The 19,431-nt window shown below is 59.0% G+C and carries 18 protein-coding genes and 1 riboswitch; of the genes, 7 read left to right on the forward strand and 11 right to left on the reverse strand.

Annotated elements, in window-relative coordinates; genetic code table 11:
* From F8N12_RS03730 to ahcY, 4 genes are all read right to left on the reverse strand, one after another.
* Positions 1 to 1,345: DEAD/DEAH box helicase (locus tag F8N12_RS03730; protein ID WP_150579228.1), on the reverse strand; the 1,345-nt coding region annotated here is incomplete at its 3' end.
* 223 nt (positions 1,346 to 1,568) lie between these two features.
* Entirely contained in the window at positions 1,569 to 2,384 is an 816-nt protein-coding gene (locus F8N12_RS03735) for a substrate-binding periplasmic protein (protein WP_150579229.1), read from the reverse strand.
* Positions 2,385 to 2,591: 207 nt separating this feature from the next.
* On the reverse strand, positions 2,592 to 3,437 hold the full coding sequence (gene metF / locus F8N12_RS03740) for a methylenetetrahydrofolate reductase [NAD(P)H] (protein WP_150579230.1): 846 nt from the start codon (positions 3,435 to 3,437) through the stop codon (positions 2,592 to 2,594).
* Between the two features lie 191 nt (positions 3,438 to 3,628).
* On the reverse strand, positions 3,629 to 5,038 hold the full coding sequence (ahcY, locus tag F8N12_RS03745; RefSeq protein ID WP_150579231.1) for an adenosylhomocysteinase: 1,410 nt from the start codon (positions 5,036 to 5,038) through the stop codon (positions 3,629 to 3,631).
* Positions 5,039 to 5,061: 23 nt separating this feature from the next.
* Positions 5,062 to 5,160, reverse strand: a riboswitch (S-adenosyl-L-homocysteine riboswitch).
* Between the two features lie 198 nt (positions 5,161 to 5,358).
* On the opposite strand from ahcY, the gene F8N12_RS03750 reads away from it, so the two are divergent.
* On the forward strand, positions 5,359 to 5,763 hold the full coding sequence (locus F8N12_RS03750; protein ID WP_150579232.1) for an acyl-CoA thioesterase: 405 nt from the start codon (positions 5,359 to 5,361) through the stop codon (positions 5,761 to 5,763).
* 161 nt (positions 5,764 to 5,924) lie between these two features.
* Positions 5,925 to 6,806, forward strand: coding sequence for a formate/nitrite transporter family protein (locus F8N12_RS03755; protein WP_150579233.1), 882 nt, complete (start codon positions 5,925 to 5,927; stop codon positions 6,804 to 6,806).
* Here the strand turns inward: F8N12_RS03755 and F8N12_RS03760 are convergent.
* Positions 6,782 to 7,675 (reverse strand): LysR family transcriptional regulator, encoded by an 894-nt coding sequence (locus tag F8N12_RS03760; protein ID WP_150579234.1) that lies wholly within the window; start codon positions 7,673 to 7,675, stop codon positions 6,782 to 6,784. The genes F8N12_RS03755 and F8N12_RS03760 overlap by 25 nt on opposite strands.
* A 110-nt stretch (positions 7,676 to 7,785) precedes the next feature.
* Here F8N12_RS03760 and F8N12_RS03765 point away from each other — a divergent pair, with 110 nt between their 5' ends.
* A complete protein-coding gene (locus F8N12_RS03765) occupies positions 7,786 to 8,199 on the forward strand; it encodes a VOC family protein (protein ID WP_150579235.1) in 414 nt (137 codons plus the stop codon).
* 84 nt (positions 8,200 to 8,283) lie between these two features.
* Positions 8,284 to 9,588, forward strand: a complete 1,305-nt coding sequence (locus tag F8N12_RS03770) for an amidase (RefSeq protein ID WP_150579236.1) — start codon at positions 8,284 to 8,286, stop codon at positions 9,586 to 9,588.
* 39 nt (positions 9,589 to 9,627) lie between these two features.
* On the opposite strand, the gene F8N12_RS03775 is transcribed toward F8N12_RS03770, so the two are convergent.
* Both F8N12_RS03775 and F8N12_RS03780 read right to left on the reverse strand, forming a co-directional pair.
* Positions 9,628 to 10,857 (reverse strand): cation:proton antiporter, encoded by a 1,230-nt coding sequence (locus F8N12_RS03775; RefSeq protein WP_150579237.1) that lies wholly within the window; start codon positions 10,855 to 10,857, stop codon positions 9,628 to 9,630.
* Positions 10,858 to 11,084: 227 nt separating this feature from the next.
* A complete protein-coding gene (locus tag F8N12_RS03780) occupies positions 11,085 to 12,254 on the reverse strand; it encodes an MFS transporter (protein ID WP_150579238.1) in 1,170 nt (389 codons plus the stop codon).
* A gap of 318 nt (positions 12,255 to 12,572) precedes the next feature.
* Between F8N12_RS03780 and F8N12_RS03785 the strand changes: the two genes are divergently transcribed.
* Both F8N12_RS03785 and F8N12_RS03790 read left to right on the forward strand, forming a co-directional pair.
* A complete protein-coding gene (locus F8N12_RS03785) occupies positions 12,573 to 13,406 on the forward strand; it encodes an EamA family transporter (RefSeq protein ID WP_150579239.1) in 834 nt (277 codons plus the stop codon).
* 56 nt (positions 13,407 to 13,462) lie between these two features.
* Positions 13,463 to 13,846: an MAPEG family protein gene (locus tag F8N12_RS03790; RefSeq protein ID WP_150579240.1), complete on the forward strand. Its 384-nt coding sequence runs from the start codon at positions 13,463 to 13,465 to the stop codon at positions 13,844 to 13,846.
* A 113-nt stretch (positions 13,847 to 13,959) separates the two neighbouring features.
* Here F8N12_RS03790 and F8N12_RS03795 read toward each other — a convergent pair whose 3' ends face one another.
* On the reverse strand, positions 13,960 to 15,132 hold the full coding sequence (locus tag F8N12_RS03795) for a murein transglycosylase A (protein ID WP_150579241.1): 1,173 nt from the start codon (positions 15,130 to 15,132) through the stop codon (positions 13,960 to 13,962).
* A 127-nt stretch (positions 15,133 to 15,259) separates the two neighbouring features.
* On the opposite strand from F8N12_RS03795, the gene F8N12_RS03800 reads away from it, so the two are divergent.
* A complete protein-coding gene (locus tag F8N12_RS03800) occupies positions 15,260 to 15,709 on the forward strand; it encodes a c-type cytochrome (RefSeq protein WP_150579242.1) in 450 nt (149 codons plus the stop codon).
* Between the two features lie 174 nt (positions 15,710 to 15,883).
* Here F8N12_RS03800 and F8N12_RS03805 read toward each other — a convergent pair whose 3' ends face one another.
* The 3 genes from F8N12_RS03805 to metK all read right to left on the reverse strand — a co-directional run bounded on the left by F8N12_RS03805 (position 15,884) and on the right by metK (position 19,421).
* Entirely contained in the window at positions 15,884 to 16,279 is a 396-nt protein-coding gene (locus F8N12_RS03805) for a DUF1090 domain-containing protein (RefSeq protein ID WP_150579243.1), read from the reverse strand.
* 97 nt (positions 16,280 to 16,376) lie between these two features.
* Positions 16,377 to 18,062, reverse strand: coding sequence for an NAD-dependent DNA ligase LigB (gene ligB / locus F8N12_RS03810; RefSeq protein ID WP_150579244.1), 1,686 nt, complete (start codon positions 18,060 to 18,062; stop codon positions 16,377 to 16,379).
* Between the two features lie 168 nt (positions 18,063 to 18,230).
* Positions 18,231 to 19,421 (reverse strand): methionine adenosyltransferase, encoded by a 1,191-nt coding sequence (gene metK, locus F8N12_RS03815; RefSeq protein ID WP_150579245.1) that lies wholly within the window; start codon positions 19,419 to 19,421, stop codon positions 18,231 to 18,233.
* Positions 19,422 to 19,431 lie beyond the last annotated feature (10 nt).

The raw sequence follows: 19,431 nt of genomic DNA on the forward strand, positions 1-19,431 counted from the left end.
GCTTGTGCTCGCGTGCCGGGCGATCGCCGCGGGCTGCTGCAGCCGGTTTTTCCTTGCCACCCTTGTCCTTGCCTTTGTCCTTGCGACCGCCGCCGCCACCACCGCCGTTCGGACCGTCGCCGCGCGGGCCACGTGAGTTGCGCGGGTTACGCACATCCGGACGCTCGCGGACTTCAGGCTTCTCGGCTTCGACAGCGCTGGAATCGAAGCCCATCAGGTCGCCGTCAGCAATTTTCTGCTTGGTCATGCGCTCGATGCTTTTCAGCAGTTTTTCTTCGTCCGGAGCAACCAGCGAGATCGCTTCGCCCGAACGACCGGCACGGCCGGTACGGCCGATACGGTGAACGTAATCTTCATCGACGTTCGGCAGTTCGAAGTTGACCACGTGTGGCAACTGGTCGATGTCGAGACCGCGTGCGGCAATGTCGGTGGCGACCAGAATGCGCACTTCGCCCGCCTTGAAGTCGGCCAGCGCTTTGGTACGTGCGTTCTGGCTCTTGTTGCCATGGATGGCGACGGCGGTGAGGCCGTGTTTGTCCAGGTACTCGGCCAGACGGTTGGCGCCGTGCTTGGTGCGGGTGAACACCAGCACCTGTTCCCAGGCGCCCGCAGTGATCAAATGCGCCAGCAGCGACCGCTTGTGGTTCGCCGGCAGACGGAAGACACGCTGTTCGATGCGCTCGACCGTGGTATTCGGCGGCGTGACTTCGATGCGTTCCGGGTTGTGCAGCAGCTTGCCGGCGAGGTCAGTGATGTCTTTGGAGAAGGTCGCCGAGAACAGCAGGTTTTGACGTTTGCTCGGCAAGCGGGCAAGGACCTTCTTCACGTCATGGACAAAACCCATGTCGAGCATGCGGTCGGCTTCGTCCAGCACGAGTATTTCCACATGGGACAGGTCGACGCTGCCCTGGCCGGCGAGGTCGAGCAGACGGCCGGGGCAGGCCACCAGCACGTCAACGCCGCGGGACATGGCCTGAACCTGTGGGTTCATGCCAACGCCGCCGAAGATGCAGGCACTGACGAACTTCAGGTCACGGGCATAAACCTTGAAGCTCTCGTGTACTTGAGCCGCGAGTTCGCGAGTAGGGGTCAGGACCAGTACGCGCGGTTGGCGCGGGCCGTGGCGCTGGGATTTGTCCGGGTGACCGTTGGGGAACAACCGTTCCAGAATCGGAAGGGCGAAGCCGCCGGTTTTACCAGTACCTGTCTGAGCCGCGACCATCAGGTCGCGACCTTGCAACACGGCGGGAATGGCCCGCTGTTGCACCGGAGTAGGCTCGGTATAGCCCGCCGCCTCGATGGCACGGACTAAAGCCTCGGAGAGACCGAGGGAAGCAAAGGACATGAGTAATCCTGTTTTAGTTAGGGCTTGGCCCAATGGGAGTCTTGCCTGGCGCGAATGGCGTTTAAGAAGAACGCAATCCCGTCCGGTCCTGCTGGGTCACGAAGGCTCGTCTGGAGCGCTCGCGCGGGCTTGAAAGCTGCGCTGTAGCGGGTTCGAGATGCCTTGAACGGTTCCGAGCGTCCGGGCGTGAGCCTGGCGGGAAGGCCGGAGTATAACAGAGCAATCACTGCGCGCCGCTTTCCTGCTGCTCAACGGTTTGTTCAACGCTGTTAGTCGGCCTGTCGGCTTTTGCGCTGGCAGCCGGCCCGGCGCCGTATCGCGCGCTCAGCTCCGCATAGGCGGGTTCACGTTTGAAACGCTTGAGTTCAGCGCCAAAGCGCTGCACCAGCAGATCCATGCCGGCATTGCGGCGCACTGCCAGAAACTGGCTCTGCTGGCTGATGATGGTAGGGTTCTCACTGATCTGGTCGCGGATATTCAGTTCGTCGAGCAAATGCTGGCCGACACGGCGGTCGGTGATCAGCAGGTCGATACGTCCGCGTGCAAGCTTGCCGAAGTTGGCTTCATGACTGGGCGCCGGTTCGCGAGTGAACAGCGTCGAATTGCGAAAATCTTCGCTGTAGAGGTAGCCCGGCGAGGTGCCGACAGTCAGGCCACGCAGGTCTTCGAGGGTGCGAAACGGGTGAGGGCGCTCGTTGGCGTAGAAGATGACGAACTGCACCTCTGACAATGGCTCGCTCGGGTAGAGCAGGCTCGCATCGCGTTCGGGACTGTGGAAGATATCCAGCGCGCCGTCGGCCTGGCCTTGCTCGAGCATGGACAAACAGCGCTTCCAGGGCAGAAATTGCCAGTCCACCTCGATGCCCAGTCGTTTGAAGACGATGGCTGTCGTTTCATAATCCAGGCCCAGTGGTTTGCCGTCTTGCTCATAGACATAGGGGGCCCACGGCTCGGTGACAATGCGCAGTTTCTCGCCCCGGGCAGTCACGCTCAGGCAAGTGAATAGCAGCAGGATGAGTAACTGGGAAATCCAAGGCATGGCCTGAGATTACGACGAGAAACGGCAAAGAGCCAGAAACCGCATGCAGAAGCTCTAGCTCCGTGTGTTGCTTCACATTTTCAGCTAGCGAGAAAGCAAAAAATCGCAGCTTCATTTCACCTTGGAGCCCGTAGGAGCTGTCGAGTGAAACGAGGCTGCGATCTTATGATCCTACCGGGTGCTTTCAGCTTGAAGCTTGCAGCTGTTTCACCGCGGCAACTTCAAATTATTCCACACCGCCAGACTCGCTTCAGCCTGATTCAATGTGTAAAAGTGCAAGCCTGGTGCGCCGCCCTGCAACAGGCGTTCGCACATCTCGGTGATGACCTGCTCGCCAAAACGCTGAATGCTCGCAGTGTCATCGCCGTAGGCTTCCAGCTGCTTGCGAATCCAGCGCGGAATTTCGGCGCCGCAGGCATCGGAGAAACGCGCGAGCTTGCTGTAATTGGTGATCGGCATGATCCCCGGCACGATCGGGATGTTCACGCCCAGCGCCCGTACTCGTTCGACAAAATAGAAATAGCTGTCGGCGTTGAAGAAGTACTGGGTGATTGCGCTGTTTGCACCGGCATTGGCCTTGCGCACGAAATTAGCCAGATCGTCTTCAAAGTTGCGCGCTTGCGGATGCATCTCCGGGTAGGCGGCGACTTCGATGTGGAAATGGTCAGCGGTTTCTTCACGAATGAATTCAACCAGATCGTTGGCGTGGCGCATCTCGCCGCTGGCCATGCCCATGCCGGAAGGCAGGTCACCGCGTAGCGCAACAATGCGTTTGATGCCGGCCGATTTGTATTGAGCGAGCAGGTCGCGCAGGTCGGCCTTGCTATCGCCAACGCAGGACAGATGCGGAGCGGCGGGAACTTTGACTTCGCTTTCAAGCTGCAACACGGTGTTGAGCGTGCGATCACGGGTCGAACCGCCAGCGCCATAGGTGCAGGAAAAGAAGTCGGGGTTGTAAGTCGCCAACTGACGGGCAGTGGCGAGCAGTTTTTCATGCCCAGCATCGGTCTTGGTGGGGAAGAACTCGAAGCTGTAGCGACGGTCTTGGGACATGGGCGGGACCTCCAGCTGCAAGCTGCAAGCTGCAAGCTGCAAGCTACAAGAGGCGTAGCGCCGACTCTCGTAGTTGAAGCCTGCAACTCACGGCTGCGTAATAGCGATGAAGAAACGAGCAACAAGCCTCAAACCTCAAGTAAACGAATCGCTTTTACTTGCCGCTTGAAGCTTGTAGCTCGCAGCTGCTCTTAGTAGCGATAAGCGTGCGGCTTGAACGGGCCTTCGACGGTGACGCCGATGTAATCAGCCTGTTGCTTGGTCAATTGAGTGACCACGCCGCCGAAACCGCGGACCATTTCCAGGGCCACTTCTTCGTCGAGCTTCTTGGGCAGTACTTCAACGGTCAGGCGCTCGGCTTTCTGGGCTGGCGACAGGTCGGCGTACTTCTGGCCGAACAGGAAGATCTGTGCCAGCACCTGGTTGGCGAACGAACCGTCCATGATGCGGCTCGGGTGACCGGTGGCGTTACCCAGGTTTACCAGGCGGCCTTCAGCCAGCAGAATCAGGTAGTCGTCGTTCTGCGCATCAAATGCACCAGCGCCGGTGCGGTGGATCTTGTGAACCTGCGGCTTCACTTCTTCCCATGCCCAGTTCTTGCGCATGAAAGCGGTGTCGATTTCGTTGTCGAAGTGGCCGATATTGCACACCACAGCGCGCTTCTTCAGCGCTTTGAGCATGTTCGAGTCGCACACATTGACGTTGCCGGTGGTGGTCACGATCAGGTCGATCTTGCCCAGCAGCGCTTTGTCGATGCTTGCTTCGGTGCCGTCGTTGATGCCGTCGATGAACGGCGAAACCAGTTCAAAGCCGTCCATGCACGCTTGCATGGCGCAGATCGGGTCAACTTCGGAAACTTTGACGATCATGCCTTCCTGACGCAGGGACTGCGACGAGCCCTTGCCCACGTCACCGTAGCCGATGACCAGCGCTTGCTTGCCGGACAACAGGTGGTCTGTGCCGCGCTTGATCGCATCGTTCAGGCTGTGACGGCAGCCGTACTTGTTGTCGTTCTTGCTCTTGGTCACCGAGTCGTTGACGTTGATCGCAGGGATTTTCAGCTCGCCCTTGGCCAGCATGTCCAACAGACGGTGAACGCCGGTGGTGGTTTCTTCGGTCACGCCATGGACGCGGTCGAGGATTGCCGGGTATTTCTTGTGCAGCAACTCGGTCAGGTCGCCGCCGTCGTCGAGGATCATGTTGGCATCCCAAGGCGCGCCATCTTTGAGGATGGTTTGCTCCAGGCACCACTCGTACTCTTCTTCGGTTTCGCCTTTCCAGGCATACACCGCGATGCCGGCAGCAGCGATGGCAGCAGCGGCCTGGTCTTGCGTCGAGAAAATGTTGCAGGACGACCAGCGCACTTCGGCACCCAGGGCAACCAGGGTCTCGATCAGCACGGCAGTCTGAATGGTCATGTGAATGCAGCCGAGAATCTTCGCGCCTTTGAGCGGTTGCTCAGCAGCGTACTTGCGACGCAGACCCATCAGGGCCGGCATTTCGGATTCGGCGATAATGGTTTCGCGACGACCCCAGGCAGCCAGGGACATGTCGGCGACTTTGTAATCGGTAAAATCTGCAGGCGTGATAACAGCGCTCATGAAGAGCCTCCATTCGTAATGTATGCGAATGGGCGCCGTTGTGCGTTTAGTGTCTGGCCATGGCCAGGCAACGCCCCATCCGAGCCTGACAGGTCGAACCTGCTGCAGCGCCCCTCGGACAGGTGGCGGGAAAACGGTCGTGAGTGAAAATGACCGTTCTGAAACGGTGGCGATTATAGCGGGCTATGCTGATCTTCCAAAGCGTTTCTGTCGGCCAATGTCCGAACGGTAATCGAGACCATAGTCGATGCTCAATAGAGCTCTGGCCCGGGCTCTGCCATGATGGTCGGCATCAATAGGCAAGACGGTCAGGAGTGAATATGAATTTCCACACCCGCAAATGGGTAAAACCCGAAGACCTCAACCCCAACGGCACGCTGTTCGGCGGCAGCCTGCTGCGCTGGCTCGACGAAGAAGCGGCGATCTACGCCATCGTGCAGCTGGGTAATCAGCGTGTCGTGACCAAGTACATTTCCGAAATCAACTTCGTCAGCGCCTCGCGCCAGGGCGACATCATCGAGCTGGGCATCACCGCCACCGATTTTGGTCGCACCTCGATCACCCTGAAATGCGAGGTGCGCAACAAGATCACCCGCAAGAGCATTCTGACGGTGGAGAAAATCGTCTTCGTCAACCTGGGTGAGGACGGCCTGCCGGCACCGCACGGCCGCACCGAGATCAAATACGTCAAAGACCAGTTCAAGGACGATGCCGCCGTCGAATAATGTGAGCCCTGTAGGAGCTGCCGAAGGCTGCGATCTTTTGATCTTGAATTTCCGCGACCAGGATCAAAAAGCAAAAGATCGCAGCCTTCGGCAGCTCCTACAGAACGGACCCGGACTCCGCGTGTCGTACCTTCATCGCACGCCACCGGTTCCGGAGTTATATGGACACGCAAAAAGACGGCAAGACCCCGAACCTTTCGGCGCAAGAGAAACACGAGGTCGACAAAAATCAGCCACCGCGCGCTGCGGTGCTGCATGAAATCATCCGCAGCCAGGGCGATCAGGAACTGGAACGCAGCGTTGCCGCCCTGTGGTGGTCGGCCTTGGCTGCCGGCCTGACCATGGGCCTGTCGCTGATGGCGATGGGGCTGCTCAATTCACGGCTGCCGGACGCCGAAGGCTTCAAGGTGATCGCCAGCTTCGGCTACTGCGCAGGCTTTCTTGCGGTGATTCTCGCCCGTCAGCAATTGTTCACCGAGAACACGTTGACGGCCGTATTGCCGGTCATGACCAAACCCACGCTGAACAATTTTGGCCGCCTGATGCGCCTCTGGTCAGTGGTACTGGTGGGTAACCTGTGCGGCACGATACTGGTGGCTTACGTGATGTTGCACCTGCCGATTTTCGACACCAAGACCGACCTCGCTTTCCTCGAGATCGGCCGCAAGGTCATGGAAAACGACTCAGGCAAAATGTTCGCCAAGGGCATTATTTCCGGCTGGATGATCGCCACCATGGTCTGGATGATCCCGTCCATGGAAAGCGCCAAGATGTGGATCATCGTCCTAATCACCTACCTTATGGCGCTGGGCGATTTCACTCACATTGTGGTCGGCTCGGCCGAGGTGTCCTACCTGGTGTTTGCCGGCGAATTGTCGTGGAAGGACTTCTGGATGGTGTTCGCCGGGCCGACACTGGCGGGGAATATCATTGGCGGCAGTTTCATCTTCGCCTTGATCAGTCACGCGCAGATTCGCAGCGAGAGCGGGCCGCCAAAATCCGGCGGCCATGAAAAAGATCAGGCCGAATCCCGGCCGGATTGATCTGGCTCAGGTGTTTGCTGAAGAGCGTTACACAGGGCGTTCATCATGTTGGGCCGATCGGTTTGAACGTGGCTGATCAGCGCAATTTCCCTGTCGTAGCGCCGGTTGCCGACCCGTTTCACAGCGCATTTATGACCCCAGTGCTCGAACCCGGACCAATAAGGCACGAGGCTTACGCCAAGGCCTTCAGTCACGAGCATGGCAATTGTTTCCAGGGCGTCGAGATCGACCAATGGCGTAGGCATCAATTGCTGGTCCGCCAGATATTCCTCCGCATGTCGCCCGCCCCAAGAGTCGGGATCGTAGCGAATATAGGGTCGCGTGGTGAGTTGAGCAGGAATGCTGTCTGAAGTCTTTTCCTTCGATAGAAAAACCAGAGGTTCCTTGCGTAGTTGAACCATCCGCAAGGCTTTTGGTAATTCGAACGGAGGGACCACCAACACGGCAGCGTCAATTGCTCCTGAGAGAAGCGCCTCATACAGCGAACGCGATGTTCCAGGCACTATGACCGGTGTGATCCCCGGCGCCAATTCGGTCAATATGCGTAATGCCTGAGGTAGAAGACCGGTCAACACGGTTGAAATGGCGCCTATCCTCAGCTGCCCCGTAAGTCCGCCCACGTCGGCGTCTCCCGCCAGCAATGCAGTCTCGCGAACGATGCGTTTTGCCCTGGGCAGTAATCCCAGGCAGGCTTGACTCGGCTTGGCTGAGTGGCCGATACGCGACAGCAGCTCGAAGCCGAGTTGCCGTTCAAGCACGAGAATTCGCTGGCTGACCGCTGCCGCCGTCAACCCCTCCAGCCGCGCAGCATGAGCAATGGAGCCACATTCCACGACGGCAATGAGGCTTTTCAGATAACGCGTGTCCATAAGTAATACTTTCGGTGACGCAAGAATTACATGCTATCTCTTTCGGTGAAATCCCCACAAGCTTCAACCCGTTAGTCCTTTTACTCTCCGGTGATGTTCAGGAGCCACTTATGCAGTCGATTTTTCACCTTGCTATTCATGTCCGCGATTTGCAGTCGTCCCGCCAGTTTTATGGAGATTTGCTGGGCTGCGAGGAAGGTCGTAGCACCGAGACGTGGGTTGATTTCAATTTTTTCGGACACCAGTTGTCGTTGCATCTGGGCGAACCTTTTGCGGTCACTCACACGGGAAAAGTAGGAGCACACATCGTGCCGATGCCCCACCTTGGAGTGATACTTAAAATGTCAGACTGGATCGTTCTAAGAGACCGTTTGATTAACGCCGACGTCAGGTTTGTGCTCGCACCAACCATTCGGTTTTTAACAGAGCCCGGTGAACAGGCCACGATGTTCTTTATGGATCCGTGTGGAAATCCTATCGAAATTAAAGGCTTCAATGATTTGGATTCGGTTTATGCCGCTTGAGTCTTGTCGGAGGCCCGCTTTTGGAAAGTGGTGTTACAACCAACCATTAAGTCCGCCGGAATATCCGTAACGCGAAGGAGCCATATGCACGATTTCGATGAACTTGACGCCACCGCCATTTCGGAAATAGTTCGTTCGAATGTGGTGAGCGCAGAGACAGTCGCTGATCACTTTCTTGAGCGTGTCGAATCCCACGAGCGCCACATAAACGCGTTCGTCTCGTTCGATCCGGAAGCGGTGCGCACGCAAGCTTGCCAATTGAAAAACAGCCACGCGAGAGGTCTCCTGGCCGGTGTGCCAGTTGGGATCAAAGACAACTATGACACCGCGGATCATCCCACCCGGTTTTTCTCTGCGATCTATGACGACAACTGTCCATCGCGAGACGCTCATGTCGTCTCGCTTTTGCGCCAGGCCGGCGCCGTCATTATGGGCAAGACCCATACCACCGAATTTGCATACATGCATACCGGTCCGACCCGCAATCCACATGATCTTGACAGGACCCCGGGCAGTTCCAGCGCAGGGTCGGCCGCAGGAGTGGCGGCTGGCTTTTTTCCGATGGCATTGGGAACACAGACAGCCGGCTCACTGCTTAAACCGGCCTCCTATTGCGGGATTTATGCTTTCAAACCTTCGTTCGGGTTGGTGCCTCTGGAAGGGGTCAAACCCTTGGCGCCGAGCTTCGACACGGTGGGATGGTACGGTCGCTCCGTTCGTGATCTGGCGCTGATGGCTCACGTGTTGATCCCCGGATTCCCGACACCGGCTCATGAGCGCAACGTACGGTCGTTCGGCTTCTGTCGTACGGCGCGATGGGGTCAGGTAGATGAGGAAGTGGCCCTGGCACTGGAGAGTGCGGTAGAAAAACTGCGATTGGCGGGACATCAAGTGAACGAGGTAGTACTGCCCGAGGAATTTACAAGAGTATTTGATGACCATCTGCTGATAAACGACTGCGAGGGAGCCCGATCGCTCTCTAAAGAGCTGCTAATGCACCCTGACAAACTAAGTGGCGAGTTGCTAGCCATGTTCGAGCGCGCAAGCGTAACGGCGTGGGACCAAGAGTCAGCGGCAAGAAAGCGCCTGGCCAATTTATCCGCCGTTCTGGAAACGATATTCATGCCTTTTGACGCCGTGTTGGGTGCAAGCTGTGGCATCGTCGCGCCGGTGGGGCTTGAAGCGACCGGGCCATCTGATTTCTGCAAGTTCTGGATGGCGTTTGGATTGCCTCAGATTAATCTCCCGCTCCCTCGTCACGCCGGTGCGCTGCCCATAGGGCTTCAAATGGTCGGGGGGTTTAGAAACGATCGTGATCTGTTACACGCTGCGGAACACGTCGATGCGGTACTCAGAGCAGCCGTCGCTGCACCTGCCGCATCGGGTTGATGCAGCAGGCACCGGCCCTGGACGGGCGCACTTCCAGGGTTACGCAGTGACGCGACGCACCACGCGGCCAATCGTCAGCCCCTGCAGCAGGATCGAGGACAGCACCACGATGTAAGTAATGCTCAGCAGCAGGTCACGCTCGGCCCCGATCGGCAGCGACAGTGCCAGTGCTACCGAAACGCCCCCACGCAGGCCACCCCAGGTGAGAATCCGGATGGTCCCGCGCGGCACCGTGCGCCAGCGTCGCAACAGCAGAATGGCGGGCGCTACGGTCAACAAGCGGGACAGCAGAATCGCCATCGCCAGTACTCCGGCAGCCAACAGGTGCAACCAGTTGAAAGGCAGCAGCAACAGCTCCATGCCGATCAGGGCGAACAGCAGTGCGTTGAGCATGTCGTCAAGCAGCTCCCAGAAACCGTCCAGGTACTTGCGCGTCATGTCGTTCATCGCCAGGTTGCGGCCCAGGTTGCCGATGATCAAACCGGCGACCACCATCGCAATTGGCGCCGAAACATGCAGTTCGCTCGCCATGGCCGAGCCGCCGATCACCAGCGCCAGGGTCAGCATGACTTCGATCTGATGCTGCTCGATGCTTTTGATCATCAGGTACACGAGATAACCGATCAGCCCGCCGAACAGCACGCCGCCGATCGCTTCGTGGGCGAACAGCATGGCCGTGGCGCCGAGGGTCGGGGTTTCACCCAGTTGCGCGATGCCCAGCAGAACGGTGAACACCACGACCGCAGTGCCGTCGTTGAACAGCGACTCACCGACGATGGTGGTTTTCAGCGGTTTGGATGCGTTGGCGGTTCGCAGTACGCCGAGCACTGCGATCGGGTCGGTCGGCGAGATCAAGGCGCCGAACAGCAGGCAGTACAGGAAACTCACGTGCCAGCCGAACAGGGCGAAAATGTAAAAGGCCAGACTGCCAATCACGGCGGTGGCAATGAGTACGCCGAACGTCGCCAACAGGCCGATGGGCCAACGGTAGCTGCGCAAGTCATTGAGGTTGACGTGCAGGGCGCCGGCGAACAGCAGGAACGACAGCATCCAGTTCATCAGCAGATCACCGAAGTCGATCTGGCCGATCAGTTGTTGAACACGTTCTTCCAGGCCGGGGTAACCAAGCAGGCTCAAGCCTTGCAGCAACAGGGAAAACATCAGCGCGGTGACCATCACACCGATGGTCGGCGGCAAGCCGATGAAGCGGAAATTCACGTAAGTGAGGAGGGTGGTGAGGCAGATAAACGCAGCGACAAGTTCAAGCATCCGGGGTCCTTGGATGGGAGGTGGGTAGAAGGATTGTGTTTGGGCAGTTGAACCGCGTCAGCTTCATCGCGAGCAGGCTCGCTCCCACTATGGATCTTCGGTGGATGCACTATCGGGAGCTACGCAAGCCCTGTGGGAGCGAGCTCTCAAAGTGGATCTGCGGTAGATGCGGAACCCTGTGGGAGCCAGCCTGCTGGCGATTACGGTGGCAGCCGCAACGCGATGATTCAGCCGGTCACATTGACCGCAGCGACGCTGCGACGTTGCAAGTAAATAAAGAGCAGCGCCGTGAGCACCGTCAAGCCGCTGACCAGGACGCCCGTCCAGGGCAGCTCGGAGAGGTCCGCGCCGCTGGCGACTACGAGACCGCCAATCCATGCGCCCGCCGCGTTGCCGAGATTGAATGCGCTCTGGTTCAGCGTTGAGCCTAGGTTCGGTGCTTCATGCGCCTGATCGATGATCAGCAATTGCAGAATCGGGCACAGTGCAAAGGCAAAAATTCCCCACAGCACTAGCGTGATCGCAGCAGGGATGGCCGAGTGACTGGTCTGGGTGAACGCCGCCAACACGACTGCCGTTGCCAGCGCCATGCCGACCAGCGAAGGCAGCAAGCGACTGTCCGCCAAACGTCCGCCGAGCATGCTGCCGGCGGTTAAACCAACTCCGAACAACAGCAGCATGATTGTTACGCCGTGGGGGCTGACGCCGGTGATGTCCTGCAGAATCGGCGCGATGTAGGTAAAGACACTGAACAGGCTGGTCGAGGCCAGCACGCTCATGCCCAACGCCAGCAGTACATTGACCTTGCCCAGCACTTTGAATTCGCTGGCGAGGTTGGCTTTGCCCATGGCGATGTCCCTGGGGAGCCAGAGCCATTGAGCGATGGCCGCGACCACCCCGATTACCGACACCGCCCAGAACGTCGAACGCCAGCCGGCGTACTGTCCCAGCGCAGTTCCCAGCGGTACGCCGAGCACGTTGGCCAGGGTCAGACCGGTGAACATCATGGCGATTGCCTGGGCCCGTTTGTTCGGTGCAACCAGGCCGGCCGCCACCACCGAACCGATCCCGAAGAACGCTCCGTGGCACAACGCTGTCACCACGCGAGCAGCCATCAACGTGGCATAGTTGGGCGCCAGCGCGCACAAAATGTTGCCGAGAATGAACATCAGCGTCATGCCCAGCAGCGTGGCTTTGCGCGGCAGGTTGGCCGTGCCGACAGCGAGGATCGGTGCGCCAAACACCACGCCCAAGGCGTAGCCGGTGATCAGCAGGCCGGCGTCGGGAATGCTGACGGCTAGGTCGCGGGCCACATCGGGCAACAGACCCATGATGACGAATTCAGTGGTGCCGATACCGAAGGCGGCAACGGCGAGAGCAAATAAAGCGAGTGGCATGCGCAAGGTCTCTGTCGGTAGTCTTGACGCTTTGATCAGGCATACGCATGCCCGTGACTGCTCTCGACGAGAACGGACAAAGACAGGAATTATTGGAATTGGTCTGTGCGCAACTGAATGCGGCGTGGTCGCGTGCAGTATAAACAGCTGCCGACATATCGCGAATTACTTATCCACCTGAATTCCTTTAGAAGCTGTCGAGTGAAACGAGGCTGCGATCTTTTGATTTTGGTTTTGGATGGATGTGAAAAAGATCGCAGCCTCGTTTCACTCGACAGCTGCTACAGGGCTAGGTGGCAAAACAATAAGGAGCCTGCCGTGCTTGCGACAGCGTTGGTGTTGGTGGCGGCGCTGTTGCATGCGACGTGGAATACCCTGATCAAATTCAGCGCCGAACGGCTGCTGGTGGTGGCGTGCATGGACAGCGTGGCATTGCTCGTGGTCGCCGTGGCACTGCCCTTCGTAGCGTTGCCGCCGACTGCGATCTGGCCGTGGATTCTCGCCTCGGCGGTGTTCGAATTGCTCTATCGCTACCTGCTGATACAGGCCTATCGCGTCGGCGATCTCGGTCTGGTGTACCCGTTGATGCGCGGTTTGTCGCCACTGGTGGTGCTGGCCCTGACGCTGATCTTCGCTGGCGAAGTACTCTCCGATCAGCAAATATTCGGAATTCTGCTGATCCCGTTCGGCATGCTCTGCCTGCTGTGGCAAGGCGGGGGCGGCGCACGGTTGCCGTGGTCAATGTTGCCGGTGGTGGCGCTGATCGGCCTGTGCATCGGCTGCTATACCTACATCGACGGCCAGGCGCTGCGGCGTTGGTCGCACCCGCTGGACTATCTGGTCTGGGTCACGATGCTCAGCGCCTGGCCGTTCCCGTTGCTGGCTTGGGTGAGCAAACGAGCGGCGTTCAAGCTGTTCTGGCGCGAGCAATGGCGCCTGGGGCTGGCGGTCGGGTTTTGCGTATTGTTCAGCTACGCTCTGGTGCTGTGGGCCATGCAGCTGGGCTCGATTGCCGAAGCGGCCGCGTTACGCGAGATCAGTGTGATACTGGTGGTGCTGTTCGGCATGCGTTACTTGAAAGAACCTTTCGGCAGACCGCGGCTCTTAGCCTGTGGACTGGTATTGATCGGCATATTGGTGATGAAGTTTTGACTGGCTCACCGTCGACGAAGCCTCGACGCTCGACAACTTGAAGAAGGGATTGCTCTATGACGGTAGCTCTGTGGTGCATTTTGATCGCGATTTTCCTGCCCTATCTGTGCACGGTCGTGGCCAAGATCAGTGGCGGTTTCAGGATCAAGGATAATCATGATCCACGGGATTTCCTGGAGTCGCTGAACGGTCTGAGCCGACGGGCGCACGCCGCGCAACTGAACAGCTTTGAGGTAACCCCGGCATTTGCTGCTGCGGTGATTGTTGCGCATCTGGCCGGCAACGCGGAGCTGGTGACGATCAATGTGCTGTCGGTGTTGTTTATCACCAGCCGTTTGCTCTACATCATCTGCTATCTGGCGGATTGGGCGATCTTGCGCTCGCTGGTGTGGTTTGTCGGGATGGGGTTGATTGTGAGTTTGTTTGTGGTGTCGGCTTAAGAAGCAGGATCAAGAGATCGCAGGCTGCGCCAGATTCTACGAGCCACTGTTCATCGCAATTGCCGATGAACAGTGTCCGTGTAGGCGCTGGCGCAGCCTGCGATCTTTTGTGTTTAAGGTTTGTCAGCCACCTGAGGCACCTGCGGTAACGCTACGCCTTTGGGCCACAGCATCCATATTTGCCCCTGCTGTTTCATGTCGCCCGCCAATTGACCTGCTGCCTCACCTGTGCCCCAGAACAGGTCCGCTCGCACTTCGCCGGTAATCGCGCCGCCCGTGTCCTGTGCCGCCACCGGCCGTACCAATGCGGTTCCGTCCGGTTTGGTCGTGGACAGCCACAACAGACTGCCCAGAGGTATCACTTTGCGATCCACGGCAGCGCTATATCCCGCCGTCAGCGGCACGTTCAATGAACCTCGAGGCCCTTCGTTGCTGTCTGGATTTTGCGTAAAGAACACGTAACTCGGATTGCTGCCAAGCAGTTCGGGGATACGTGCTGGATTGGCCTTGGCCCAGTCGCTGATCGCTCCCATGGTCACGTCTTCTTTCTTCAACTCGCCTTGTTCAATCAGCCAGCGACCGATTGGTCGATAAGGGTGGCCATTCTGATCCGCATACGCGATGCGCAACTGGCGGCCACTGTCGAGCTGGATGCGGCCGGAGCCCTGAATCTGCAAAAACTGCAGGTTCATCGGGTCGGTCAACCATGCAACTACGGGCGCCTTCACGCCTTTGCTTTCGATGGTTGCCGCGTCGTCATACGGTTTGAGCACGCGGCCTTCGAGTCGCCCGCGCAGGCGTTTTCCTTTCAATTCCGGATAAATGCTGTCCAGCGAGACAATGATCATGTCTTCCGGCACCCCATACACCGGAATATTAGCGACGCCGGTCTGGGTCAGGCTGCCGGGGTAGACCGGCTCGTAGTAACCGGTAATCAAACCGTTGGGGTTATCTTCGGCGGCGCGCAGGCCGTAGACATCAAGGTTCTGTTTGAGGAAGACGCGGATGTCGTTGGCGCTCTGCGGCACATTGGCGGCGGCTGCGCAGGTAGCGCCCCAGACCGGATCGGCTTTGAGCCGGGCGCAGGCGCTACGCCAGGAACCGAAGCCGGCGACCAGATCGGCGTCGCTCACCGCTGGCAATGCTTCCCACGTCGCGCTGGCATACGTCGCCAGTGCGTGGGTTTTCGGTTTTTCAGGTTCGCCACCGGTGCAGCCTGCGAGCACTGCCACCATCGGAAAAGTCCAGGCCAGGCTGGGGCGCCATGCCTTGAAACGGCTGTTCATGGAGTGATTCCTTAGTCGGTCGCGTGAGTGCTCCATGCGCTCAAACAATCCGTATTGATATTAGGGCTATTGGTGTTTGCCGGTGACGCGAGGATACTGGCCGCCGTTTCCGTGACCAGAAGCCGCCATGACTTTCAAGAAAGTGTCCGTTGTATTGCTGGCCTGCCTGACGCTGTCTGCGTGCGGTGGTGTCGACCCCGATTCGCCGCTGGGCCAGCGCAAGGCGATCTTCAAGCAGATGCTCAAAACAGGTGAAGACCTTCGCGGCATGTTGCGCGGGCGCATTGCGTTTGACGGTGCAAGATTTGCCGACGGCGCGCTGAAGCTCGACGCGTTGTCCCATGAGCCATGGAAACATTTCCCGCAAGTGCGCGAGGAAGATCACACCAGCGCCACGGATGATGTCTGGGAAAAACAGGCTCGCTTCCAGGAAATGGCCCGCAACCTTGAAGCTGCCACCGGCGAACTGGTGATCGCCAGCAAGGTGCAGCCGTATAAAGTCAGCAACCTTGGACCCGCAGTGCAGAAAGTCGAAGATGCCTGCAGCGCGTGTCATAAAGAGTTTCGCGATCATTGATTGGCAATGCATTCCGGTGGCAAGGGGGGTTGGCAAAAGGTTGCACCGCCCCGTTGGGCGGCGATGCAGTTCCATAGCGCGGCTATTCAACAGAATGCATTTGTTGGGTTCGACCGCTGCGCCGCTGCCGGGGGCAAGCCCCTCGCCACATAAAGCCTTCGCGCGACCCAGGGCTTACTTATCCAGTTCGTCGAGCGCTTCCTGCAGTTCCTTGCGCGATTCGGCGAGTTTGTCTTTGCGTTTGTTGATCCGCTCCGGATCGCCTTTCTTCATCGCTTTGTCGAGGTCGGACTGACGTTCACTGACCTCGTGCTTGGCGTCGAGCACCTTGTTTTCCCGCTCTTTTTTCAGGGAGGCGTCGGTGCAATGGGTCGTGACTTCGCTCAAGGCCTTTTCCAGACCCGCTTGCTGCTGGGTGTTGCCGTGGGCCTTGGCCTGCTCGATCTGAGCGATGATGGCCTGCTTCTTGGCGGCGCAACCGGTCAGCGCCGGGGCTTCGGCAGCAGCCATTAATGGAGTGGCCAGCACGCTGCAAAGGGTCAACAGTGCAAGCGATGAAAATCGTTTCATAAAAACTCCATGTGAAGGGCGGTCGGATCGCTTCGCGATGGGCAGTTTGAGCTCATCGATAGCAATGGGTTCCCGGTTGGTCGGGCGTCGGCGGCGGTTAAAAACCGTCGATCCCGGCCACGCGTAATGTTTCGCTCAAAGCCCGAACCTGCGGGTCGCGAAAAAACGCGCTCAACTGCGCCGCGCGTCCTGGACCGATGTCCGCTTCAGCCTGCCATTGCTCGCTGGAACGCTGCGCCAGTGTCTGCCACGAATCTGCCAGCGTTGCCTGGCCGGTCGGCGGCAAACCCAGGGCCCGGAGCCACTGCGCAAACGGCCGTTGTCGAGCATCGTTGAAGCTGTTCAACAGGCGGGCAATGCTGCGCTCGCCAAAGCCATCAATGGTAGCAAGCTCTTGAGCATCGAGGGCCAACCAATCCAGCAGGCCGCTCAGATGGCCTGTTTCCAAAAGTTTCTCCCAGGTGCCTGGCCCGACATGAGGCAAGGCTAGACCCTTCCTGCCGCTAAGCCAGGTCAATCTCGCCAGGAATTGGCTTTCGCAGCCGGGCGTCGGTTGCCAGCAGCTCAATGCATGAAAGTCGGCCGCCGAGGGCGCGTCCAGTTCGGAGCGTTCGGCGGCTCGCAAGACCACGCCATCGAGCCTAGGGATGGTCAGCCCCGCGAGACTGATGGACACCTGATCGCCGGGACGAATATCCAGTTCCGCCCAACGTTGCAGCGAGCTGACGCTGACGCGTTTGATCTGACGGTCGTCCAGCACGAACGGTTTCAGTTCCAGCACCGGGGTAATGCGGCCGGTTCGGCCAACCTTGAAATCGACCTTGCGCACCTCGGCCAGCGCCTGGGCGAAAGGGTATTTCCAGGCAGCCGCCCAGTAAGGCGCTTTTGCTTGCCAGCGTTCGGCAGACGGTCGCTGGCTCTGACGCAGGACGATGCCATCGGTGGCGAAGGGCAGGGGCGAGCGATACCAATGATCACGCCAGTGCTCGGCGTCGGCAAAACGCTGGATCGGTTGAGCGTATCGTGCAGTGTCCGCGAAACCCATTTCAACCAGCGCCGCTGCACGTGCGGGCAAGCTCGCCGGACCCTGCGGCCAGTCCCACGCAAACAGGCCTATGCCGTCGGCCTGCTCGGATGGCAACACTTTGCGCGCCATCAAACCGGCCACGGAGGAGCGCGCATTGAGGCTTCCGCTTCGGGATTGCACGTGGTCGGTCAGGCGCCAGTAGAGCTCGCCTTGTACCAGCAGGTCCAGCGGCTGAGGTAGCGTTTGCGGGATTGCCTTGATCCGTCGCGCCGAAGCGCTCCAGTCCTGGCCATTGAGCCCGTCGCCCCGGCTGATCGCCTGATGCAGCAAGCCACCACGATAAATCAGCGTCACCGCTACGCCGTCGATTTTCGGCTGAGCCCAAACGTCACTGCGATCACGTAGCCAGTTTTTCACGGCGCGGGCATCGCGCAACTTGTCCAGGCCGGTGTGAGCAATGGGGTGCGCAACGGTTCCGCCCGCGGTTCGCAACGGGTCGCTGGAGTACTCCATGTTGAAACATCGACGCCATTCGCTCAGACGTGCGCGGGACTGATCATAGAGTTCATCGGCAATCAGCGACTGACCATCGCGATGGTAGCTCTCGTCCCAGCGGTTGATCTGCTGTTGGAGGGCGGCGATTTCATGAGTGGCACGTGTTGGGGCCCAGCCGGGGCATTCCTCGGAGGTGGCGCTGGCGGTCGAAACAGTGAGGGTCAACAGGAAAATGAACAGGTAACGAAGCATCGAGAGCATCCTTGCTCAGTGGGATCCTTGAAGGTTAGTCAGGATTTTTCACCCTGCCCCGCAGGTGTTTTGCCCGGTGTGTCGAAGCACGAAGATCCAAGGGGGGGCGCCCGATCGCGGGCCAATAAAAAACCCCACACGGTGAACCGTGCAGGGCTTTGTGTACCGCCCGGAATATTACAGGCCGGCAGCAGAACGCAGGGCGTCGGCGCGGTCGGTTTTTTCCCAGGTGAACGTGGTGAACGTGTCGTCGCCAACGGTCTTGGTCGCCGGGGTACGACCAAAGTGGCCGTACGCTGCGGTCTCCTGGTACATCGGGTGCAGCAGGTCGAGCATGGTGGTGATGGCGTAGGGGCGCAGGTCGAACACTTCGCGAACCAGTTTGACGATTTTGTCGTCGCTGATCTTGCCGGTGCCGAAGGTGTTCAGCGAGATCGACGTAGGCTGAGCCACACCGATTGCGTAGGAAACCTGAATCTCGCAGCGCTCGGCCAGGCCGGCCGCGACGATGTTCTTGGCCACATAACGACCGGCGTAGGCAGCCGAACGGTCCACCTTAGACGGATCTTTACCGGAGAATGCGCCGCCGCCGTGGCGGGCCATGCCGCCGTAGCTGTCGACGATGATCTTGCGACCGGTCAGACCGCAGTCACCCACCGGGCCACCGATGATGAACTGGCCGGTCGGGTTGATGTGAAACTGGGTGTCCTTGGACAGCAATTCGGCCGGCAGCACGTGCTTGACGATCAGCTCCATCACGCCTTCGCGCAAGTCTTTGTAGGACACTTCAGGGTTATGCTGGGTCGACAGTACAACGGCGTCGATCCCGACAACCTTGCCGCCTTCGTAGCGGCACGTCACTTGCGATTTGGCGTCCGGACGCAGCCAGGGCAGCAGGCCGGATTTACGGGCTTCCGCTTGCCTTTGCACAAGCTGGTGCGAGAACGTGATCGGTGCCGGCATCAGCACGTCGGTTTCGTTGCTGGCGTAACCGAACATCAGACCCTGGTCGCCGGCGCCCTGATCTTCTGGCTTGGCACGGTCGACACCCTGGTTGATGTCAGGGGACTGCTTGCCAATGATGTTCATAACACCGCAGGTCGCGCCGTCGAAACCGACGTCGGAGCTGTTATAGCCGATGTCGAGAATCACGTTACGCACGATCTCTTCCAGATCGACCCAGGCCGACGTGGTGACTTCACCTGCGATGATTGCCACGCCGGTTTTCACCAACGTCTCGCATGCCACGCGGGCGAACTTGTCTTCAGCAATGATGGCGTCCAGCACCGCATCGGAAATCTGGTCGGCGATTTTGTCCGGGTGCCCTTCGGACACGGACTCGGAGGTGAAGAGGGAGTATTCGCTCATCTCGATTTTT

The organism is Pseudomonas fluorescens, assembly GCF_902497625.1.
Classification (GTDB): Bacteria; Pseudomonadota; Gammaproteobacteria; order Pseudomonadales; family Pseudomonadaceae; genus Aquipseudomonas; species Aquipseudomonas fluorescens_BQ.

Bases quoted from the DNA above. Each gene is read 5' to 3' on its own strand.
- F8N12_RS03735 (WP_150579229.1), bottom strand. From the start codon at position 2,384: ATGCCTTGGATTTCCCAGTTACTCATCCTGCTGCTATTCACTTGCCTG.
- metF (WP_150579230.1), bottom strand. From the start codon at position 3,437: ATGTCCCAAGACCGTCGCTACAGCTTCGAGTTCTTCCCCACCAAGACC.
- ahcY (WP_150579231.1), bottom strand. From the start codon at position 5,038: ATGAGCGCTGTTATCACGCCTGCAGATTTTACCGATTACAAAGTCGCC.
- F8N12_RS03750 (WP_150579232.1), top strand. From the start codon at position 5,359: ATGAATTTCCACACCCGCAAATGGGTAAAACCCGAAGACCTCAACCCC.
- F8N12_RS03755 (WP_150579233.1), top strand. From the start codon at position 5,925: ATGGACACGCAAAAAGACGGCAAGACCCCGAACCTTTCGGCGCAAGAG.
- F8N12_RS03760 (WP_150579234.1), bottom strand. From the start codon at position 7,675: ATGGACACGCGTTATCTGAAAAGCCTCATTGCCGTCGTGGAATGTGGC.
- F8N12_RS03765 (WP_150579235.1), top strand. From the start codon at position 7,786: ATGCAGTCGATTTTTCACCTTGCTATTCATGTCCGCGATTTGCAGTCG.
- F8N12_RS03770 (WP_150579236.1), top strand. From the start codon at position 8,284: ATGCACGATTTCGATGAACTTGACGCCACCGCCATTTCGGAAATAGTT.
- F8N12_RS03775 (WP_150579237.1), bottom strand. From the start codon at position 10,857: ATGCTTGAACTTGTCGCTGCGTTTATCTGCCTCACCACCCTCCTCACT.
- F8N12_RS03780 (WP_150579238.1), bottom strand. From the start codon at position 12,254: ATGCCACTCGCTTTATTTGCTCTCGCCGTTGCCGCCTTCGGTATCGGC.
- F8N12_RS03790 (WP_150579240.1), top strand. From the start codon at position 13,463: ATGACGGTAGCTCTGTGGTGCATTTTGATCGCGATTTTCCTGCCCTAT.
- F8N12_RS03795 (WP_150579241.1), bottom strand. From the start codon at position 15,132: ATGAACAGCCGTTTCAAGGCATGGCGCCCCAGCCTGGCCTGGACTTTT.
- F8N12_RS03800 (WP_150579242.1), top strand. From the start codon at position 15,260: ATGACTTTCAAGAAAGTGTCCGTTGTATTGCTGGCCTGCCTGACGCTG.
- F8N12_RS03805 (WP_150579243.1), bottom strand. From the start codon at position 16,279: ATGAAACGATTTTCATCGCTTGCACTGTTGACCCTTTGCAGCGTGCTG.
- ligB (WP_150579244.1), bottom strand. From the start codon at position 18,062: ATGCTCTCGATGCTTCGTTACCTGTTCATTTTCCTGTTGACCCTCACT.
- metK (WP_150579245.1), bottom strand. From the start codon at position 19,421: ATGAGCGAATACTCCCTCTTCACCTCCGAGTCCGTGTCCGAAGGGCAC.